At 71.0% G+C, this 17407-nt stretch carries 17 protein-coding genes; 4 read left to right on the plus strand and 13 right to left on the minus strand.

Features of this window, described 5'->3' with window-relative positions; translation table 11 throughout:
• Nucleotides 1–213 precede the first annotated feature (213 nt).
• The 3 genes from allB to ABZS61_RS17095 all read left to right on the plus strand — a co-directional run bounded on the left by allB (nt 214) and on the right by ABZS61_RS17095 (nt 3102).
• Entirely contained in the window at nt 214–1542 is a 1329-nt protein-coding gene (gene allB / locus ABZS61_RS17085) for an allantoinase AllB (protein ID WP_356421145.1), read from the plus strand.
• Between the two features lie 2 nt (nt 1543–1544).
• Entirely contained in the window at nt 1545–2660 is a 1116-nt protein-coding gene (gene alc, locus ABZS61_RS17090; RefSeq protein WP_356420918.1) for an allantoicase, read from the plus strand.
• Nucleotides 2661–2772: 112 nt separating this feature from the next.
• A complete protein-coding gene (locus ABZS61_RS17095; protein WP_356420921.1) occupies nt 2773–3102 on the plus strand; it encodes a putative quinol monooxygenase in 330 nt (109 codons plus the stop codon).
• A 57-nt stretch (nt 3103–3159) separates the two neighbouring features.
• On the opposite strand, the gene ABZS61_RS17100 is transcribed toward ABZS61_RS17095, so the two are convergent.
• The 6 genes from ABZS61_RS17100 to ABZS61_RS17125 all read right to left on the minus strand — a co-directional run bounded on the left by ABZS61_RS17100 (nt 3160) and on the right by ABZS61_RS17125 (nt 7418).
• Nucleotides 3160–3996, minus strand: a complete 837-nt coding sequence (locus tag ABZS61_RS17100; protein WP_356420924.1) for an aldo/keto reductase — start codon at nt 3994–3996, stop codon at nt 3160–3162.
• 77 nt (nt 3997–4073) lie between these two features.
• A complete protein-coding gene (locus ABZS61_RS17105) occupies nt 4074–4511 on the minus strand; it encodes a hypothetical protein (RefSeq protein WP_356420927.1) in 438 nt (145 codons plus the stop codon).
• Nucleotides 4512–4569: 58 nt separating this feature from the next.
• A complete protein-coding gene (locus ABZS61_RS17110; RefSeq protein ID WP_356420930.1) occupies nt 4570–5307 on the minus strand; it encodes an SDR family oxidoreductase in 738 nt (245 codons plus the stop codon).
• A 137-nt stretch (nt 5308–5444) separates the two neighbouring features.
• On the minus strand, nt 5445–6230 hold the full coding sequence (locus ABZS61_RS17115; RefSeq protein WP_356420933.1) for a maleylpyruvate isomerase family mycothiol-dependent enzyme: 786 nt from the start codon (nt 6228–6230) through the stop codon (nt 5445–5447).
• Nucleotides 6221–6679, minus strand: coding sequence for a hypothetical protein (locus ABZS61_RS17120; protein WP_356420936.1), 459 nt, complete (start codon nt 6677–6679; stop codon nt 6221–6223). The genes ABZS61_RS17115 and ABZS61_RS17120 overlap by 10 nt, the downstream gene beginning before the upstream one ends.
• Nucleotides 6680–6773: 94 nt before the next feature.
• Nucleotides 6774–7418 carry a TetR/AcrR family transcriptional regulator gene (locus tag ABZS61_RS17125; protein ID WP_356420938.1) on the minus strand — a complete coding sequence of 215 codons (645 nt, stop codon included), beginning with the start codon at nt 7416–7418 and terminating at the stop codon, nt 6774–6776.
• Between the two features lie 223 nt (nt 7419–7641).
• On the opposite strand from ABZS61_RS17125, the gene ABZS61_RS17130 reads away from it, so the two are divergent.
• Entirely contained in the window at nt 7642–8580 is a 939-nt protein-coding gene (locus tag ABZS61_RS17130) for a DMT family transporter (protein WP_356420941.1), read from the plus strand.
• A gap of 159 nt (nt 8581–8739) precedes the next feature.
• Here ABZS61_RS17130 and ABZS61_RS17135 read toward each other — a convergent pair whose 3' ends face one another.
• From ABZS61_RS17135 to ABZS61_RS17165, 7 genes are read right to left on the minus strand one after another with little or no spacing between them, the layout of a single operon-like run.
• Entirely contained in the window at nt 8740–10491 is a 1752-nt protein-coding gene (locus tag ABZS61_RS17135) for an ABC transporter ATP-binding protein (RefSeq protein ID WP_356420943.1), read from the minus strand.
• Nucleotides 10488–12248 (minus strand): ABC transporter ATP-binding protein, encoded by a 1761-nt coding sequence (locus ABZS61_RS17140; protein ID WP_356420945.1) that lies wholly within the window; start codon nt 12246–12248, stop codon nt 10488–10490. The genes ABZS61_RS17135 and ABZS61_RS17140 overlap by 4 nt, the downstream gene beginning before the upstream one ends.
• The gene (locus tag ABZS61_RS17145; RefSeq protein ID WP_356420947.1) at nt 12245–13441 is read right to left on the minus strand and encodes an alpha/beta hydrolase-fold protein; all 1197 of its coding nucleotides are present in this window, start codon (nt 13439–13441) and stop codon (nt 12245–12247) included. Before ABZS61_RS17145 ends, ABZS61_RS17140 begins: the two co-directional genes overlap by 4 nt.
• Entirely contained in the window at nt 13434–14288 is an 855-nt protein-coding gene (locus tag ABZS61_RS17150; protein ID WP_356420950.1) for an ABC transporter ATP-binding protein, read from the minus strand. Before ABZS61_RS17150 ends, ABZS61_RS17145 begins: the two co-directional genes overlap by 8 nt.
• Nucleotides 14285–15343: an iron chelate uptake ABC transporter family permease subunit gene (locus ABZS61_RS17155; RefSeq protein WP_356420952.1), complete on the minus strand. Its 1059-nt coding sequence runs from the start codon at nt 15341–15343 to the stop codon at nt 14285–14287. Before ABZS61_RS17155 ends, ABZS61_RS17150 begins: the two co-directional genes overlap by 4 nt.
• On the minus strand, nt 15340–16383 hold the full coding sequence (locus ABZS61_RS17160) for an iron chelate uptake ABC transporter family permease subunit (RefSeq protein ID WP_356420954.1): 1044 nt from the start codon (nt 16381–16383) through the stop codon (nt 15340–15342). Before ABZS61_RS17160 ends, ABZS61_RS17155 begins: the two co-directional genes overlap by 4 nt.
• Nucleotides 16380–17390 (minus strand): ABC transporter substrate-binding protein, encoded by a 1011-nt coding sequence (locus tag ABZS61_RS17165; protein ID WP_356420956.1) that lies wholly within the window; start codon nt 17388–17390, stop codon nt 16380–16382. Before ABZS61_RS17165 ends, ABZS61_RS17160 begins: the two co-directional genes overlap by 4 nt.
• Nucleotides 17391–17407: the final 17 nt, after the last annotated feature.

The following is a 17407-nucleotide window of genomic DNA, read 5'->3' on the forward strand; positions in this document are numbered from 1 at the left end:
TGTCCCATTCTACGTTCCACCTGACGAAATTGGACTTCTACTTTGTGGAAATCTCCAACCAGCGCCGTCCCGGGGGCCGCCGGTGGCCCGCTCGGCGCCCCGCGGGGAAGGTGAGGTCTTGACGGGGTGCTTTCCCGAGTGAAGACTCCTTCAACAATTCGTTGAAATTCTGAGTGAGGAGCACGGGTGCCCGGTGCGGACGTGAAGGCGGACATGAAACTGGTACTGCGCTCGACGCGCGTCGTCACCCCCGAGGGGACCCGCGCGGCCGCGGTCGTCGTCGCCGGCGGGACGATCGAGGCGGTCCTGCCCTACGACACCGAGGTGCCCGACGGGGCCCGTATCGAGGACTTCGGCGACGACGTCCTGCTGCCCGGCCTCGTCGACACCCACGTCCATGTGAACGACCCCGGCCGCACCGAGTGGGAAGGCTTCTGGACCGCGACCCGGGCGGCGGCGGCAGGCGGCATCACCACTCTGCTGGACATGCCGCTCAACTCCCTCCCGCCGACCACCACCGTCCCGCACCTGCGTACCAAGCAGCAGGTGGCGGCGCCCAAGGCGCACGTCGACACCGGATTCTGGGGCGGTGCGATCCCGTCGAACACGAAGGATCTGCGTCCGCTGTACGAAGCCGGGGTCTTCGGCTTCAAGTGCTTCCTCTCGCCCTCCGGGGTCGAGGAGTTCCCCGAGCTGGACCAGGAGCAGCTGGCCCGCTCCATGGCCGAGATCGCCGGATTCGGCGGACTCCTGATCGTGCACGCGGAGGACCCGCACCACCTGGCGTCCGCACCGCAGCGCAGCGGCCCCGCCTACGCCGACTTCCTCGCTTCCCGGCCGCGCGATGCCGAGAACACCGCCATCGAGGGCCTCATCGCCCACGCCAAGCGGCTGGACGCCCGCGTCCACGTCCTGCACCTCTCCTCCAGCGACGCCCTCCCGCTGATCGCCGCAGCCAAGCGTGAGGGCGTACGCGTCACCGTCGAGTCCTGCCCGCACTTCCTTACTCTCACCGCGGAGGAAGTCCCCGACGGAGCAACGGAGTTCAAGTGCTGCCCGCCCATCAGGGAGGCCGCCAACCAGGACGCGCTGTGGGCGGGACTCGCGGACGGGACCATCGACTGCATCGTCTCCGACCACTCGCCCTGCACCACCGACCTCAAGACACCGGACTTCGCCTCCGCGTGGGGCGGTATCTCGTCCCTCCAACTGGGCCTCCCCGCCATCTGGACCGAGGCGCGCAGGCGCGGCCACACGCTCGACGACGTCGCCCGCTGGATGTCCGCCGCCCCCGCCGCGCTCGCCGGACTCACCCGCAAGGGCGCCATCGAAGCCGGGCGCGACGCGGACTTCGCGGTCCTCGCCCCCGACGAGACCTTCACCGTCGACCCCGCCGAGCTCTTCCACCGCAACCAGGTCACCGCCTACGCCGGCCGGACGCTCCACGGCGTCGTCAGGTCGACCTGGCTGCGCGGCCGGCGGATCGCGGCCGACGGCGTACTCGGCGAACCCGCCGGCCGCCTCCTCGAAAGGAACCACTGACCATGACGGCGACACCGCACTTCACCGGCGACGCGAACCCGTACGGAGGTGGCGACCCGTACGCCGACTACCGGACCGCGGACTTCCCCTTCACCCACCTCGTGGACCTCGCGGACCGCCGGCTCGGCGCCGGTGTGATCGCCGCCAACGACGAGTTCTTCGCCGAGCGCGAGAATCTGCTGAAGCCGGAGCCCGCCGAGTTCGACCCGGAGCGCTTCGGGCACAAGGGCAAGATCATGGACGGCTGGGAGACCCGCCGCCGACGCGGCACGGGTGCCGCCGAGCCGCACCCCACCGACGAGGACCACGACTGGGCCCTCGTACGCCTCGGCGCACCCGGAGTCGTGCGCGGACTCGTCGTCGACACCGCCCACTTCCGTGGCAACTACCCGCAGTCGGTCTCCGTCGAGGCGACCTCGGTGCCCGGCTCCCCGTCGCCCGAGGACCTCCTCGCACCCGACGTGAAGTGGACAACGCTCGTACCCCGTACAGCTGTCGGCGGCCACGCGGCCAACGGCTTCACGGTCGACGCCGGGCAGCGCTTCACCCACCTCAGGGTCAACCAGCACCCGGACGGCGGCATAGCCCGGCTGAGGGTCCACGGCGAGGTGGCCCCCGACCCCGCGTGGCTGTCCGCCCTCGGTACGTTCGACCTCGTGGCCCTGGAGAACGGCGGCCAGGTCGAGGACGCCTCCGACCGCTTCTACTCCCCGGCCACGAACACCATCGCACCGGGCCGCTCCCGCAAGATGGACGACGGCTGGGAGACGCGGCGCAGGCGGGACAAGGGCAACGACTGGATCCGCTACCGGCTGGCCGCGCAGTCGGAGATCCGTGCCGTCGAGATCGACACCGCCTACCTCAAGGGCAACGCGGCGGGCTGGGCGACCCTCTCGGTGCGCGACGGGAGCGACGGTGACTGGGCCGAGATCCTGCCCCGCACCCGGCTGCAGCCCGACACGAACCACCGCTTCGTCCTTCCCGAGCCCGCGCTCGGTACGCACGTCCGGATCGACATCTTCCCGGACGGCGGGATCTCCAGGCTGCGCCTCTTCGGCTCATTGACCGCGCAAGGGGCGGACCGGCTGACCGCCCGTCACGAGGAGCTGGGCGGATAGGGACCGCAGGGCCCGTCGGCAGCACACGGGTGTGCCGGGCATGACCTGATTGACGGCATATGGGACCCTGGTCGACGCCCGCACCGCGGCACGCCGTCGACCAGGAGTCGCCATGATCTTCATCGCCGTCAAGTTCACCGTCCGTACCGCCGAGCGCGACAACTGGCTCCCGGCGGTCGACGACTTCACCCTCGCCACCCGTCAGGAGCCCGGCAACCTCTTCTTCGAGTGGTCGTACAGCGTCGAGAACCCGGACCAGTTCGTCCTGCTCGAAGCCTTCGCCTCTCAGGAGGCGGGCGTGGCGCATGTGAACTCGCAGCACTTCAAGGCGGCGATCGAGACGATGTCCGGGCTCGTCGCCGAGATCCCGGAGATCATCAATGTCGAGGTGCCGGGCGACGACTGGTCCCGGATGTCGGAGGTCACCCCGCGCAATCGGTGACCCGCCGGGGCGTCCGCCTGCCGTCGGCGGCGATTGTTCGCCCCACCCGGCCGGGCGTCAGAACTCCTCATGCGTCTCGGGGTCGCCGCCGAAGCGATGCTGCGGCCGGCCCCCGATCCGTGCCAGCTCCTCGGGCGTCAGCTCGAACCCGAACAGGTCCAGGTTCTCGCACTGACGCCCGGGATCGGCCGACTTCGGGATCGGTACCGCACCGAGCTGCGTGTGCCACCGGAGCACGACCTGGCCCGGTGTCACCCCGTGTGCCCCGGCGGCAGCCACGACCTCCGGGGCCTCGAGCACCTTGCGCCCCCGGGCCAACGGGCTCCAGCTCTCCGTGACGATGCCCTTCTCCGCGTGCAACGCCCGCAACTCCTCCTGAGGGAGCAGCGGATGCATCTCGATCTGGTTCACCGCGGGGAGCACGCCCGTCTCCTGCTCCAGCCGGACCAGATGGGCCGCGGTGAAGTTGGAGACGCCGATGGAACGTACGAGCCCTTCCTCACGGAGCTTGATCATCGCCTTCCAGGTGTCCACGTACCTGCCGACGCCGGGAAGGGGCCAGTGGATGAGGTACAGGTCGACGTACTCCAGCCCGAGATTGCCCCGGGACTCCTCGAAGGAGGCGAGCGTCTCCTCGTACCCGTGATGCCGGCCGGGTACCTTGGTCGTCACGAAGACGTCCTCGCGCGGTACGCCACTGCGGGCGATCCCGCGTCCGGTGCCGGTCTCGTTGCGGTAGTTCAGCGCGGTGTCCACGAGCCGGTAGCCGAGGCCCAGCGCCCCGGCGACCGCCTGGTCGGCCGCCTCGTCGTCGAGCGGCCAGGTGCCGAGCCCCACCGCGGGGACGGTGCGGCCGTCGTTGAGGGTGTGAACCGGGATCGGGGTCTGGCTCATGGTCTCCCACTTCGTTCGCTGTCGTCCCGGCCAGCGTAGGACCGGCAGCGTTACGGGGCGGCGCGGCGCGGTCCCTGTCAGCAGGTGTCGTTGTGCCACCCGCCGTCCTCCAGGACCCATGAGGACGTCTCGTCGAACCTCGGCTCACCGACGCCGTAGGTCACTTGCGCGGTGTCCTTCGTAACCCTGCCCACGGTCAGTCGCCGCAGGGCGTACGTCGTCCCGAGCTGCTGGGCCGTCGCCGCCGCCCGTTCGGGGAGTCCGGCGAAGGACTCCTCGGTCCACTCGTCCCGGCACGTCGCCGAGAGGAGCCGGTAGGCCGCGCCGGTGTCGGGCTCGTAGTAGGCCTTCACGTACGCGCGTACGGACGATTCCAGCGCCGCGGTGTCCACCGGCGCGCTCGCGGGCGCCGAAGCGGCCGGCCGCTTCCCGGGCGACGTCGCCGCCTCCTGCGTGCAGGCGGTGAGTGCCACCAGTGCGCAGACTCCGGCGGCGGTGGTGAGTATGGCTCGCATGGAGCCATCCCACCCCACCCCCGTGCGAGCCGTGGCCGAAGTGTTCGATCCGTGACGGTCAGGCCGCGTGGCCGCCGTCCACCACCACCTCGGTCCCGGTGATGTACGCGGCCTCATCGCTCGCCAAGTAGGCGATCAGAGAGGCGACTTCGCCCGTCGTGCCGAACCTGTCCAGTGCGGTGGCGGACCGCTGCCCGGCGGCGAACGGGCCGGACGCCGGGTTGAGGTCGGTGTCGACCGGGCCCGGCTGGATGATGTTCACCGTGATGCCGCGCGGGCCGAGCTCGCGGGCGAGCGGCTTGGTGAGGCCGGCCAGGGCGGACTTGCTCATGGCGTAGAGCGTGCCGCCGGGCCCACCCGCGTGCCTGCTCAGCGCGGTCCCGAGCGTGATGATGCGTCCGCCGTCCGCCATTCGTCCCGCGGCCGCCCGGCAGGCCAGGAACACGGCGCGCACGTTGACGGCGAGTACCCGGTCCACATCGGCCGTGGTCAGGTCCGTGATGGGGCCGAGGACACCGATTCCCGCATTGTTGACGAGGATGTCGAGCCGGCCCAGCGTGTCCGCCGCCTCGTGCACGGCCGCCTCTGCCGCGCCGGCGTCGGCCGCGTCCGAGTGGAGGGCGACCGCACGCCGCCCGTACCCCTCCATCCGGCGGACGACAGCCTCGGCGGCGTCCTTGTCACGGACGTACGTCAGTGCCACGTCGACGCCGTCCCGGGCGAGGCGGAGGGCGGTCGCCGCACCGATGCCGCGGCTTCCGCCGGTCACGAGCGCGGTCCTGCTGGTGCTGGTCATTGCGTATTTCCCTGTCTGCCGGGGCTGCCGCGACCGTTCGGCGGCGACAAGAACAAGGAAAGCCCTCCGGGCGCCCGCTCACCGGCGGGAAACGGACACGGTGCCCGGGGGCGCTCGGGGAGGAACCGGGCCGAGGGTCACCGCGTGTCCGGCGGCGTCCAGCCGGGGTGGCGCCCCAGGCAGGTCAGGATCAGGGAGAGCGTGCCGGACCCGTCGCTGCCGGTGGGCTCACCTGCCGAGGGAGCGGACCGGCGCCCCGGGTCCGGGGGGAGCGCCGGGCGGAACGCCGAGTCAGGTGCGCGCCGTGCCTCTCCGCCCGGTACGGCCAGGGCGATCGGCAGGGCCGCGCGAAGCACCGGTTCCGGCAGCAGGACCCGGAGCCCGAGCGTGGCGGCCACGTCCCACGCGTGTACCACGTAGTCGATGAAGTGGAACCCGATGGCCCGGTGGCCGGGCACGGTCCGCGCGCTGATCTCCGGAAGGACGAACGGCCTGTCGGTCGTACCGGGGCGGGCGAAGGCGTCCAGGACCGTGCCGGCGGCGCTGCGGTAGGCGCCTGCCGGGTCGTCCCAGGGATCCGGGGGCCGGCGGGCCGCCGCACCCGCTCGCTCCCCGCGCTCCGCCGTCGCACCCGCTCGCTCCCCGCGCTCCGCCGTCGCACCCGCTCGCTCCCCGCGCTCCGCCGTCGCACCCGCTCGCTCCCCGCGCTCCGCCCTCGCACCCGCTCCCTCCCCGCGCGCTGCCGTCGCGAAGGCGTGGTGCTGTGCGGCCATGTGCGCCACCAGCTCACGCAGGGTCCACCGGTCGCACGGCGTGGGGCGCCGCCAGTCGCCCGGGCGGGCCTCGCCCACGAGCCGGACGGACTCCAGGACGGCGGCGCGGTCGAGCGCGACGATGTCCGCGGGTTCCCCTCTCAGTTCCACGGGACGTCTCCGCTCAGGATCTGCTCCGCGTCCGCCCAGAGCGGCCCGAGCGCGGTGCCGGAGGCCGGTGGGATGCCTGCGTCAGGGGTTCCCAGCGCCGTCTCGTGGAGGACCGCCCGCATCACTCCGCGCCCCCGGAACGCCCGGACGATACGCACGTGGTCGGGCCGGGCGACGAACTCCCTCAGGGAAGCCTCGTCGGCCCATACCGTGACCGACCCCGAGCGGTTCAGACGGGGGCCGGGGTCCATCCAGAGCCGGATGGCGACCGCTCCAGTCGTCTGTGGCCAGCTGCGCCGCAGCCGCATGCCCTCGAACGCGACGGCGGGCGTACCCCAGGGGCGGTGCGTGCTGAACTCGGTGACGCTGACGACGACGGGCGAGCCGGGGCTCGTGCTGTGTGCCGCCGGACCGAGCTTCCAGGATGTCTTCCAGATGCCGGAGGGCATGATCCGGACCCTTCGTCGAGGGGGCGGGCAGGGCTGGTGCCCCGGCCTCCCGTCGACCCTATAACTATACGAACGATCGTGCGGCTAGTTTTGCTCAGGGGGCTTCCGGCAGCAGGCAGGGCTCCGTGGCGGCGGCACGCAGCCGCCCCAGGATGGCGCGGGCCGCCTTGGTGTAACCGGGGTTGTTGTTGTGCAGTACGGATTCCGCATTGGCCAGTTCCATGAACGCGATGAGTTCGAAGGCCAGTTGGGAGACGTCCGTGTCCGCAGCGAGTTCGCCCCGGACCCTGGCCTCCTCGATCGTCTCCTCCACGAAGGTCACCCAGCCCGTCTGGGTGGAGGCCAGTGCGTCGTGCACCTTGCCGGCCCGTGAGTCGAACTCGGCGATCGTCGCGTAGAAGAAGCACCCGCCGCTGAACACCCGGCGCTGGGAGTAGGAGAGCCAGCTCTCGCACATCCGCCAGACGCGTCCCAGCCCCGGCGCGGCGGCCCGGGTCGGTGTCAGTACGTGCTCGACGAAGACGGTCACGGCGGCGCGCACGGTGGCGAGTTGCAGTTCCTCCTTCGAACCGAAGAGGGCGAAGACGCCGCTCTTGCTCAGCTTCAGTTCCGTGGCGAGCCGGCCGAGCGACAGGCCCTCCAGCCCCTCGGTCGAGGCGACGTGGACCGCGCGCCCCAGTACCAGCTGCCTGGTCTGGTTCCCCCGCTCGACCCGTCCGTCCGGCCGCGCTCCACCCATGTGCCAACTCCGTGTGTCCGACCGTCCCAAGACCGACATTCTAGGAGGAGCCGACACCGCCGGGAGACCGCTTCGGCCAGGGTCGACCCTTGCGAACAGGTGGCCGGATCATCCTGCGGAAACGGGTTTCCGACAGGGGTGTCCGTTCGGTACGGTGATGGCTCCGCGTGTGAGCCGGCGAAGTCTCCACATCGTTCCCGTTGTGGAGAACCAGGAGCACCGCGTGTCCTCTGTCGCCCTGTCCGCTCCCGCCCCGCCCCGCCGCGCGTGGGCCACCGATCTGCCCGTCCTGCTCGTCGCCTTCGTCTGGGGCGCCAGCTACCTCGCGGCCAAGGGCATCACCACCACGCACACCGTGATCGCCGTTCTCGTGCTCCGCTTCGCGATCGTGCTGCCGGTCCTCGTCGTGGCCGGCCGGCGCAGGCTGCGGGCGCTGAGCGCGCAGCAGTGGCGGGGCGCCGGGCTGCTGGGGCTGGTGCTGAGCCTGATCTTCCTCCTGGAGACGTACGGCGTCGTGCACACCTCGGCGACCAACGCCGGGCTCATCATCAGCCTGACCATGATCTTCACGCCGCTCGCCGAGGCCGCAGTCACCCGGGTCCGGCCGCCCAGGGCCTTTCTCGCCGCGGCCGGCCTCTCCGTCGCCGGTGTGGTGCTCCTGACCCAGGGCGGCGGGTTCACCAGCCCCTCGGCGGGCGACTTCCTGATGCTGCTCGCCGCCCTCGCCCGTACCGTCCACGTCCTCGCCATGGCCCGCATCGGAGCGGTCCAGGAGGCGGACTCGCTGTCGCTGACCACCGTGCAGCTCGCCAGTGCGGTCGCCGTGTTCGCCGTGCTGGCCGCAGTCCCCGGGACGGGCCCCGCCCCTTGGACGGTGGCGGCGGACTTCGGCGCCACCGAGTGGGCCGGGCTGGTCTTCCTCTCCGTCTTCTGCACGCTCTTCGCGTTCTTCGTGCAGGCGTGGTCCGTACGCCGCACCTCGCCGTCCCGGGTCAGCCTGCTGCTCGGTACGGAACCGCTCTGGGCAGCGGCGGTGGGCATCTCCCTCGGGGGCGAGCGGCTGGGCCTCCTCGGAGGGCTGGGCGCGGTGCTCGTGCTGGGGGGCACCGCATGGGGGCGCCGCAGCGTGGACAGGCTGACGGCCGAGGCCGGCCGACCATGACGATCCGGCGGACGTCGGCGACCTCATGGCTGGTGGAGTGCCGGGAGTTCTCATACTGCCGCGGGCTCAACCCGGTGATCGGGGCTGTCCAGGCGCCACGGAGGATCGGGACGACAAGCTCCGCGGACCGCGGCGAATCCTGGCCCGGTCGTGCTGGTGTCACCGAGCGGCCTCCCAGGCCGTCCACAACCTGGCGTACACACCACCGGCGTCAACCAGCTCTCCGTGGGTGCCGGTCTCGATGATCCGGCCGCGCTCCATGACCATGATCCGGTCGCAGGTCGCTGCTTGGGAGAGACGGTGAGCGACGACGACTGCGGTGCGCCCGGCGAGGACAGCATCAGCAGCGCGGTCGAGCTGTGCCGCGTAGGTGGAGCCGGCCTCGGCGGTCGCTTCGTCGAGGATCACCAGATCAGCGTCGGTGAGCAGCAGGTGGGTGAGGGCGAGTTGCTGCGCCTGTGCATCGGTGAGCGGGTGTCCGCCGACACCTAGCAGGGTGTCCAAGCGGTCGGGGAGAACATCGAGTATCGATGCAGCGCCGGTGGCTTCCAGCGCCGCATGGAGGTCGTGGTCGGTGGCCCCGGGCGCGGCGAGGGTGAGGTTGTCGCGCAGGGTGCCCGCGAAGACGTGGACCTCCTGGGTGATCATCGCGGTACGGCTGGGACGCGTCACCCTCCCGGCCTCAGGCAGGTGGGTGCCGGCGACCACGCCGGCGAGCGTGGTCTTGCCTGCCCCGGACACGCCGACGACGGCCACGCGCTGACCGGACGGTATGTCGAGGGTGATGTCGTCGAGCACCCGTGGCCCCTCGCCGTAACGGAAGGAGACCCCGTCGAGCTGTACGGCGGTACTCGCGGCCTGCGCCGGGACATCCGCCGAGCTGATCGGAATCGTGACGACTCCGATCATGCGGCTCAGTGATGCGAGGGCGGACTGGAGGGTGTCGATGACCAGCAGCAGCTGGTTGACGGGTCCGAGCAGGCGTAGGACGAGCAGCATGGCGGTGGTGGCGCCGCCGACGGTCGATGCGCCCTGGTCGATGAGGACGAAGCCGACGATGAGCACGGCGGCCAGGCTCAGGCACTCCCCGAGGTTGAGCCGGGCATTGAGCATGCTCAGCACGGTACGTGCGCGCAGCGACTGCCTCGCGACGCGCCAGGAGTCCGTCATCACAGCCCGGTGTCGTGGCTCGGCGAGCCCGAAGCCGAGCACGGTGGCGTAGCCGCGCTGGGACTCGAGGATCTGCTGGGTACGCGAGCTCATCGCCGTGCGCTCGGTGCGGTAGACCCCTGGTCCGATGCGCAGGTACCACCGCACGGCCAGCACGTAGACCGGCAGCACGACGGCGAAGGCGGCTGCGTAGGGCCACTCCAGTGCCGCGAGCCCGCCCAGCGACACGAGGATGGTGAAGGCGGTGACGGTGAGCACCGGGATCACGGCGGGGGCGGCGTCGGCGACAGCGGTGACGTCGTCGCTGGACCGGGATATCAGGTCTCCGGTGCCGGCGCGCTCGACGAGGTGCTGTGGGAGTGCCATCGCGTGGCCCACGACCTGCTCGCGCAGCGCGGCGAGGATGGAGTGGTAGACGCGGGTGGCGAGCACGATCGTCAGCGCGGTGCCCGCAGCACCGAGGACCGCCGAGAGTGCCATGACGACGGTGACCGTCAGCACTGTGGCGAGGTCCGCGGTGCCGGCCTGCACGCGGTCGACGAGGAATCCGATCGCCACGGAAACGGTCAGGTCGACGCCGGTGCTGACGATCCCCAGCACCCCGGTCGCCGCGAGCCGGAGCCGGTACCCGTGGCTGAGCCGCCACACCTCCCTGACCGTCTCGCGGCCGCTTGCGACGGGCAGCCCGGACAGCCCGACATCGGAAGCCGCGGTCTCGGGCACGGCGGAGGTGCCGCTCACTGCGCCGTCCTTGAGAGCTCGGGTACGTCGACAGGCAGCTCGACGACGCGGTCGCAGGCAGCGAGCAGCGCCGGGCTCGAGGCGATCAGCAGCGTCGAGCGGCCTGCCCGGACACCACGCAGACGGCCTGCGATCGTGTGCTCGGTGACCGAGTCGACCGCGGTGGTCGGGTCGTGCAGTACGAGCACCGGGGCGTCGCTCGCCAGGGCGCGGGCGAGCGCGACCCGCTGGCGCTGGCCGCCCGAGAGCCGGTTGCCGCCCTCGCCGACCGGGACGTCGAGGTCGGCCGCGAAGTCGTCGCAGGCGGCGGCTCGCACCGCGGCGTCCACCCGCTCGGGCGCGCCCGCGATCACGGCGACGTTGGCGCGGAGGGTGCCGCTGAACAGCGTGGCGCGGTGCGGCGCGACGGTGACCCGGGAGCGGTACTCGGCCGCGGACAGCTCCCGCGCCGCGATCCCGTCGAGCCGCGCCTCGACCCCTCCCTCGGGCCGCGGGTCCAGCAGCGCCTCGACGACACGGGCGGCGATCCGGTCGTCGGCGCGCACGCCCACGAGCTCGCCGGGCTCGACCCGGATCGTCACGTCGGGCCCGGAGATGCCCGGCACGACCACGTCCAGCTCCGGCAGCGCGGTGACCTCCCGCCGGGTCGCGTCATAGGGCCCAGCCGTCGACGTGGTGTCGTCCCGCAGCACGTCGAGGACACGCACGGATGCGGCGCGGCCGCCGGCGAGGTTGGGGATGGACGTGCTCGCGATCGCCTGGATCTGCGGCAGCAGCGCCTGGGCGAGGCCGACGGCGGTGATCAGCCCGCCGATGCTGAGCTGTCCGTCCACGGCGAACCAGCCCGCCAACCCCAGCACCGCGGCGACGAACGTGCCGCTGACCACGCCCGAGCCCACGAGGAACCTCCCCAGCAGGCCCGCGTTGCGCCTGGCGCCGACAAGGGTCTCCTGGCTTGCCTGCCGGTACCGGCTGGTCGCCTCGGCCTCGGCGCGCATCCCCTTGATCACCCGGTAGCCGGCGACCAGGTCCGTGGCCTGTCCGACCGTGGAGGCCAGCAGTTCCTGGTACTCGCGGGTGTCCCGGGAGAGCCGCTCGCTGAGCACGCCCATCGACCAGACCGCGAGCGGCGCCCCGAACAGCACCACGAGTCCGAGCAGCCAGTGCGTCGCCAGCAGCGATACCGCGATGAATCCGATGGCCGCGATCCTCGAGGGCGGGATGATCGTCAGGATCACCGCGTTGGCCAGGCGCGCGACGTCGTTCGTCATCACCGAGACCACGTTGCCGCCCGGCGCACGGGTGGTGCCGCCGACCGGGTGCAGCACGCCGGTGGAGAGAGTGCCGCGGAGTCGGTGCTGCAGTACCTGCACCGCATGGGCGGTCAGCCGCAGCGAGAGCCTCGCCGCCGACGTCAGCGCGACGTAGAGGGCCACCAGCAGGCCGAGCCACAGGACCAGCTGTCCCTCGTCCCCGGTCGCAAGGGCCCGGTCGATCGCGAGTCCCATCACCACCGGGACCGCGGACTCGCCCACCTGCCACACAATCGCCATCAGCATCGCAGGAACGCTGATCCGCTTCACCGAGAAGATCACGCGCAGCAGGAACCGGCCCGAGGTGGTCCCCGGCCCGGACTCGAACGGCCGAGCACCGAGCGGCTCGGCGGGAGCGAGCAGGAGCACCGGCAGCCGGCGGGTCAGCGGTCCTCGCCCCAGTCCTGCGGTGTCGGCGCCCGAGAAACGCACGGAGTTCCTCATGCCTGGCTCCGATTCCCGCTCCGGAGCGGGAAGCACCAGAGCAGGGCATCGGCGAAGAGACCTCGCCACCATGCGTAGTCGTGTCCGCCGGCGAACTCTCTGTACAGCGTGTCGTAGCCCTTCCCGGTGAGTACGTGGTCCAACCAGCGGCTGTGGGTGTTCGAGCTCTCCAGCTCACCGACGTCGTGGAAGATGCAGATCGGTGCCGTTTCTGCGGCCAGGTAGTCGGCGATCAGTGTCGGTACGGGGGTGCGGCGCAGCAGTTCGCCCGAGCCGGTGCCCCACCTGAGGTCCGGGTGGTACCCGCACGACGGGGACTGGAGGATGGCGTTGCCGAACGTCGTCGGGTGGTGGAGCACTGTCCAGCCGGCGCACAGACCGCCGAAGCTCTCGCCGGCCAGCGCGACGTCACCGGGGTCCCGCGAGAGCGGATACCGGTGGTGGAGCCACGGCAGCAGTTCCTGGACCAGCATCTGGGAGAACGCCGGGTTGCAGAGCAACTCCTTGTCGCGCCGAGGTGCGGGCTGATCGACGAGGACCACCGCGCAGGGTCGGACCAGTCCCGCCCGGACCAGGGCGTCACGCACGCTCGGCGCGCTGTGGTCCGGCGTCCCGTCCAGGTGGATCACGAAGGGCAGTGCACTCTCGTCCGAGAACTCTCCCTGGGGCATCGAGACCCAGATGCGGCGTTCGTCTCCCAGGAGCTCGCTCGCCAGCACGGCAGTTTCCACTGCCGGGGCCGGCCGTGCTTCGGCCTGATCGAGCCAGGGCAACAGCACCGCGTCGGGCAGCACTGCCACCGAGGCCCCGGAGAACCGCTCGACCGAGCACTCCGAGAACCTCGGTGGCGGGTTGAACGGGTCCGGGACCCGTTCGTCCTCACCCCTCGGCCCACGTCGTGCGAACACGTACGAGAAGCGCAGGTCGGAACGCATCCGCAGGGTGAGAACGCGGAAGGGCGTCCCCGCCACCGGGGCGAACTCCGTGTCGATCGGGTTGAAGCCGATTCTGGGGCCGATCACCACCGAGAAGGTGACCGTCGTGCCGTCTCCGGGCTCGTCGACGAACGTCACGTCCACCTCGTCCGCGGAGACCCGCTCGACAAGCGGTGCGCCCGTCTCCTCGAGGTGTCGTCTGAACCTTTCCGGGCTCCACTCACCGGTCGACAGTCTCTCGACCAACGGATCAGCCATTTCTCGCACTTTCTACGTCGGCGTTGTCAGCGGATCTCTGCCGGGTTCGTTCGCGGCCGAGCGGCACCACCTGAGGGCTGCCGGCCACCGGATCGGGCACCACCAGGCAGCGCAGACCGAACACCTCCTCGACCAGCTCGGCCGTGACCACCTCGTCCGGAGTGCCCTCGGCGACCACGGCGCCGTCCTTCATGGCGATCAGGTGGGTGCCGTAGCGGGCAGCGTGGTTCAGGTCGTGCAGTACGGCGACCAGAGTGTGGCCGACGTGGTGCAGATCGGTGAACAGCTCCATCAGCTCGATCTGGTGGGTGATGTCGAGGAAGGTGGTCGGTTCGTCGAGCAGCACGATGTCGGTGTGCTGCGCGAGCGCCATCGCCACCCACACGCGCTGGCGCTGCCCGCCCGACAGCTCGTCCACCAGGCGCCCGGACAGGTCGGCGACCGAGGTCTGGTGCATCGCCCTGAGCACGGCCTGTTCGTCGTCCTCGGTCCACTGCCGGATGAACCCCTGGTAGGGGTACCGTCCCCGGGCCACGAGGTCGGCGACGGTGATGCTGTCCGGGGCGATCGAGGTCTGCGGCAGCAGTCCGACCTGCCGCGCCACCTCTTTGGTCCTGTAGGAGTTGATGTCGGCACCGTCGAGGACGACCTGCCCGGCCGACGGCTTCAGCAGTCGGGACAGGCTGCGCAGCAGGGTGGACTTGCCGCACGCGTTCGGGCCGACGATGACGGTGAACGACTCGTCGGGGATCGCCACCGAGAGGCGCTCGGAGATGATCCGCCTGTCGTAGCCGATCGTCGCCGACTCCACACGGAGGCGCGCGGTGTCGGCCGGGGTTGCGCTCACAGGCGTCTCCTGGCTTCGGTGAACAGCAGGTATCCGAGGTAGCCGCCGCCGAGCACGACGGTGACGATGCCGACCGGCAGCGGGGTGGGGGCGACGTGCTGGGCGAGGTGGTCCGACGCCAGACACAGCAGCGCGCCGACGAAGGCGGCGGGGGCGAGGGTGATGCCGGCGGTGCGGGCGAGTCGGCGTCCGATCTGCGGGGCGACCAGGGAGATGAACGCGATCGGCCCCGACGCGGCCGTGACCGTCGCCGTCAGCGCCACTCCCACCAGGATCAGACCGAGGCGTACGGGCGAGACCCGTACCCCTTGCGAGGCGGCCGCGTCGTCACCCAGTTCCATCTGCCGCATCGGCCGGCCCGACATCCCGGCCAGCATCAGCAGTACGGCGATGCAGGCGCCGCCGACGACGACCTGCTTCCAGGACACGCCGTTGAGCGACCCGGCACCCCACGCGGCCGCGGACATCGCCTGGTCCAGGTCGGCCTTGAGGATCAGCCAGGTGTTGAGCGACCCGAGCATCGCCGAGACGCCGATGCCGACGATGATCAGCCGGAACCCTTGCACCCCCCGTCGGTAGGCGAGCACGTACACGGCCACGGCGGTGGCCATCCCGCCCAGCAACGCCCCGCCGACCAGCTGCACGTAGGTGCCGTTGACGACCAGGATCACGATCAACGCGCCGGTGTAGGAGCCTTGGGAGAGCCCGACGATGCCGGGGTCGGCGAGAGGGTTGCGCAACAGTGACTGGAACACCGCCCCGCTCACACCCAGCGCTGCGCCGAACACCAGCGCCGCGGCCACCCGGGGCAGCCGCCACTCGACCACGACGTCGTGGACGATGCCGGTCTCCCGGCCGGTCAGGGCGGAGAGCACCTGCCCGGGGCTCAACGGGTAAGAGCCGGTCATCAGCGCGAGCACCGCTGTACAGGCGATCGCGACCGCGAGCACCGTGCAGACGACGACCGAACGCCACTGGAGCCGTACGGCGATCCGCCGGCGCCGCAGCACCAGCACCCGCCGCCCGAAGTCCACCCGCGGAATGTGCGTGCTCATAGTTCGCTCGACTTCTTCCGCCGCACCAGCGCGACGAGAACGGGGGCGCCGACGAAGGCGGTGACGATACCCACGGGGATCTCGCCGGGGCTCATCACGATGCGGCCGAGGATGTCGGAGACCAGCAGCAGGCTCGGGGCGAGGAGAATGCTGTAGGCGAAGATCCAGTGCTGGTGCGGGCCGACGATCCAGCGGGCCACGTGCGGCACCATGAGTCCGACGAATCCGATGGGTCCGGCGATCGCGGTGGCGCCACCGGCAAGGAGGGTGAGCGCGATCACCGCCAGGACGCGGGTCCGTACCAGCCGGACACCTTGGGCGACCGCCAGCTCGTCACCCAGAGCCAGAGCGTTGAGCGGGCCCGACACCGCGAAGGCCAGGATGAGTGCCACCGCGAAGAACGGCAGGATCGGCCACACGACCTCGAGCGGGCGACCCGCGATCGACCCGGCGTTCCAGTTCCGCATCGCGTCGAAGGCGTCCGGGTCGGTCAGCTGGAGCGCCTCCCTGGCGCCGCCGAGCACGGCACCGACGCACACCCCGGCGAGCACCATGACCACCGGCGAGGAGCCCTGCCGTGTCGACCCGAAGGCGAGCACCAGGAGCGTGACGATCAGTGCCCCCGCGAACGCGAACCACATGTAGCCCTGGACGTCGCGGACGCCGAGCAGGCCCACGGCGACCGTCACCGCGAAGGACGCACCGGCATGGACGCCGAGGACGCCCGGATCGGCCAAGGGATTGCGGGTGAGCGCCTGGATCAACGCGCCCGACAGACCGAGGGCGACGCCGACGACCAGACCCACGATCGTGCGCGGCAGCCGGAAGTCACGGATGGCGAACTGGTCGATGTCGGCCGAGGAGTTGAACAACGCGTCCCACACCACTGACGGCGCGACCGCCGTCGACCCGATCATCACACTCAGCACCAGCAGGACCACCAGCACCACCAGTGCGACGACCAGGCCGAGCAGACGACGACGCGGGCCGGGCACCGTCTCGGTGCCCGGACCGTCCTGCCGCAGGGCGAGGGCTGTCACTGCTTGCCGGGGAGGGTCGCCAGTGCGCCGTCGAGCGAGTCCAGGTACTGGATGACGGGCCCGTAGGAGTTGTTGCCGGGGCAGAAGACCCCCAGCGCCCGACCGGAGCTCACGGCAGGCAGCGCCTTCCAGGTGTTGGTCCCGACCACCGGCACGAAGGGCTTCTTCGGCCCGCCATCGGCGTCGACGGGGTAGGTGATCACGTCGTACTCGGACAGCTCACCGATCTGCTCGAACGGCAGGGACTCGTAGGCCAAGGGGTCCTTGCCCTCGGCCGCCTCGGGGAGGTTGAGGCCGATGTCGTCCCGGGCGATCTCGGAGCAGCCGATGTCCGCGATGTAGAACGTTCCGGGATCGCTCCAGTCTCCGCGGGAGACGTCGACGAACGAGGTGCTGTCGATGATCTTGCCGTAGGTCTCCTGGATCTTGGTGACCTTTTCCTTGTACTCCGCCTTCTGCCGGCTGAGCTCATCGGTGACGTTGCCGGCCTGCGCGATGGCGTCGGCGAAGGCCTTCCACTCGGTGTCGAGCCCCCAGGACACGGTCGGGGCGATCGCTTCGAGCCGCTTGCCGACCTTGGCCCAGTCGTCCGAGGAGAACTGGACCAGGATGAGGTCCGGCTTGAGGGCGGCGAGCTTCTCGACGTCGACCTCGCCACCGCTGCTGCCGATGATCTCGGCTGCCTCGTACGCGGTCCTCTGCTCCTCCGGCAGCACGGCGAGGTCGGACTCGGACGCCTCGGTGACGCCCACCGGCTTGCCGCCCAGATCGATGAAGGGGAGGTTCGTGTTGCCGATCGTGACGATTCGCCGGGGGGCGACGGGAACCTCGATGGTGCCGTTCTCGGCCTTGACGCTGCGGGTCTCGGCGGCCTTGTCGCTGCGGGCCCCGGCGGCCTTGTCGCCGGTGTCGTCGCCGTCACTGCCGCAGGCGGTGAGGACGAGGGACGCGCTCATCAGTGCGGCAGCAAGGGCTGCGCCGCGTCTCATCAGGGAGATGTTGCTCATGGGTGTTCTCTTCTTCT

This window comes from Streptomyces sp. NPDC005566, from assembly GCF_040605575.1.
Taxonomy (GTDB): Bacteria; Actinomycetota; Actinomycetes; order Streptomycetales; family Streptomycetaceae; genus Streptomyces.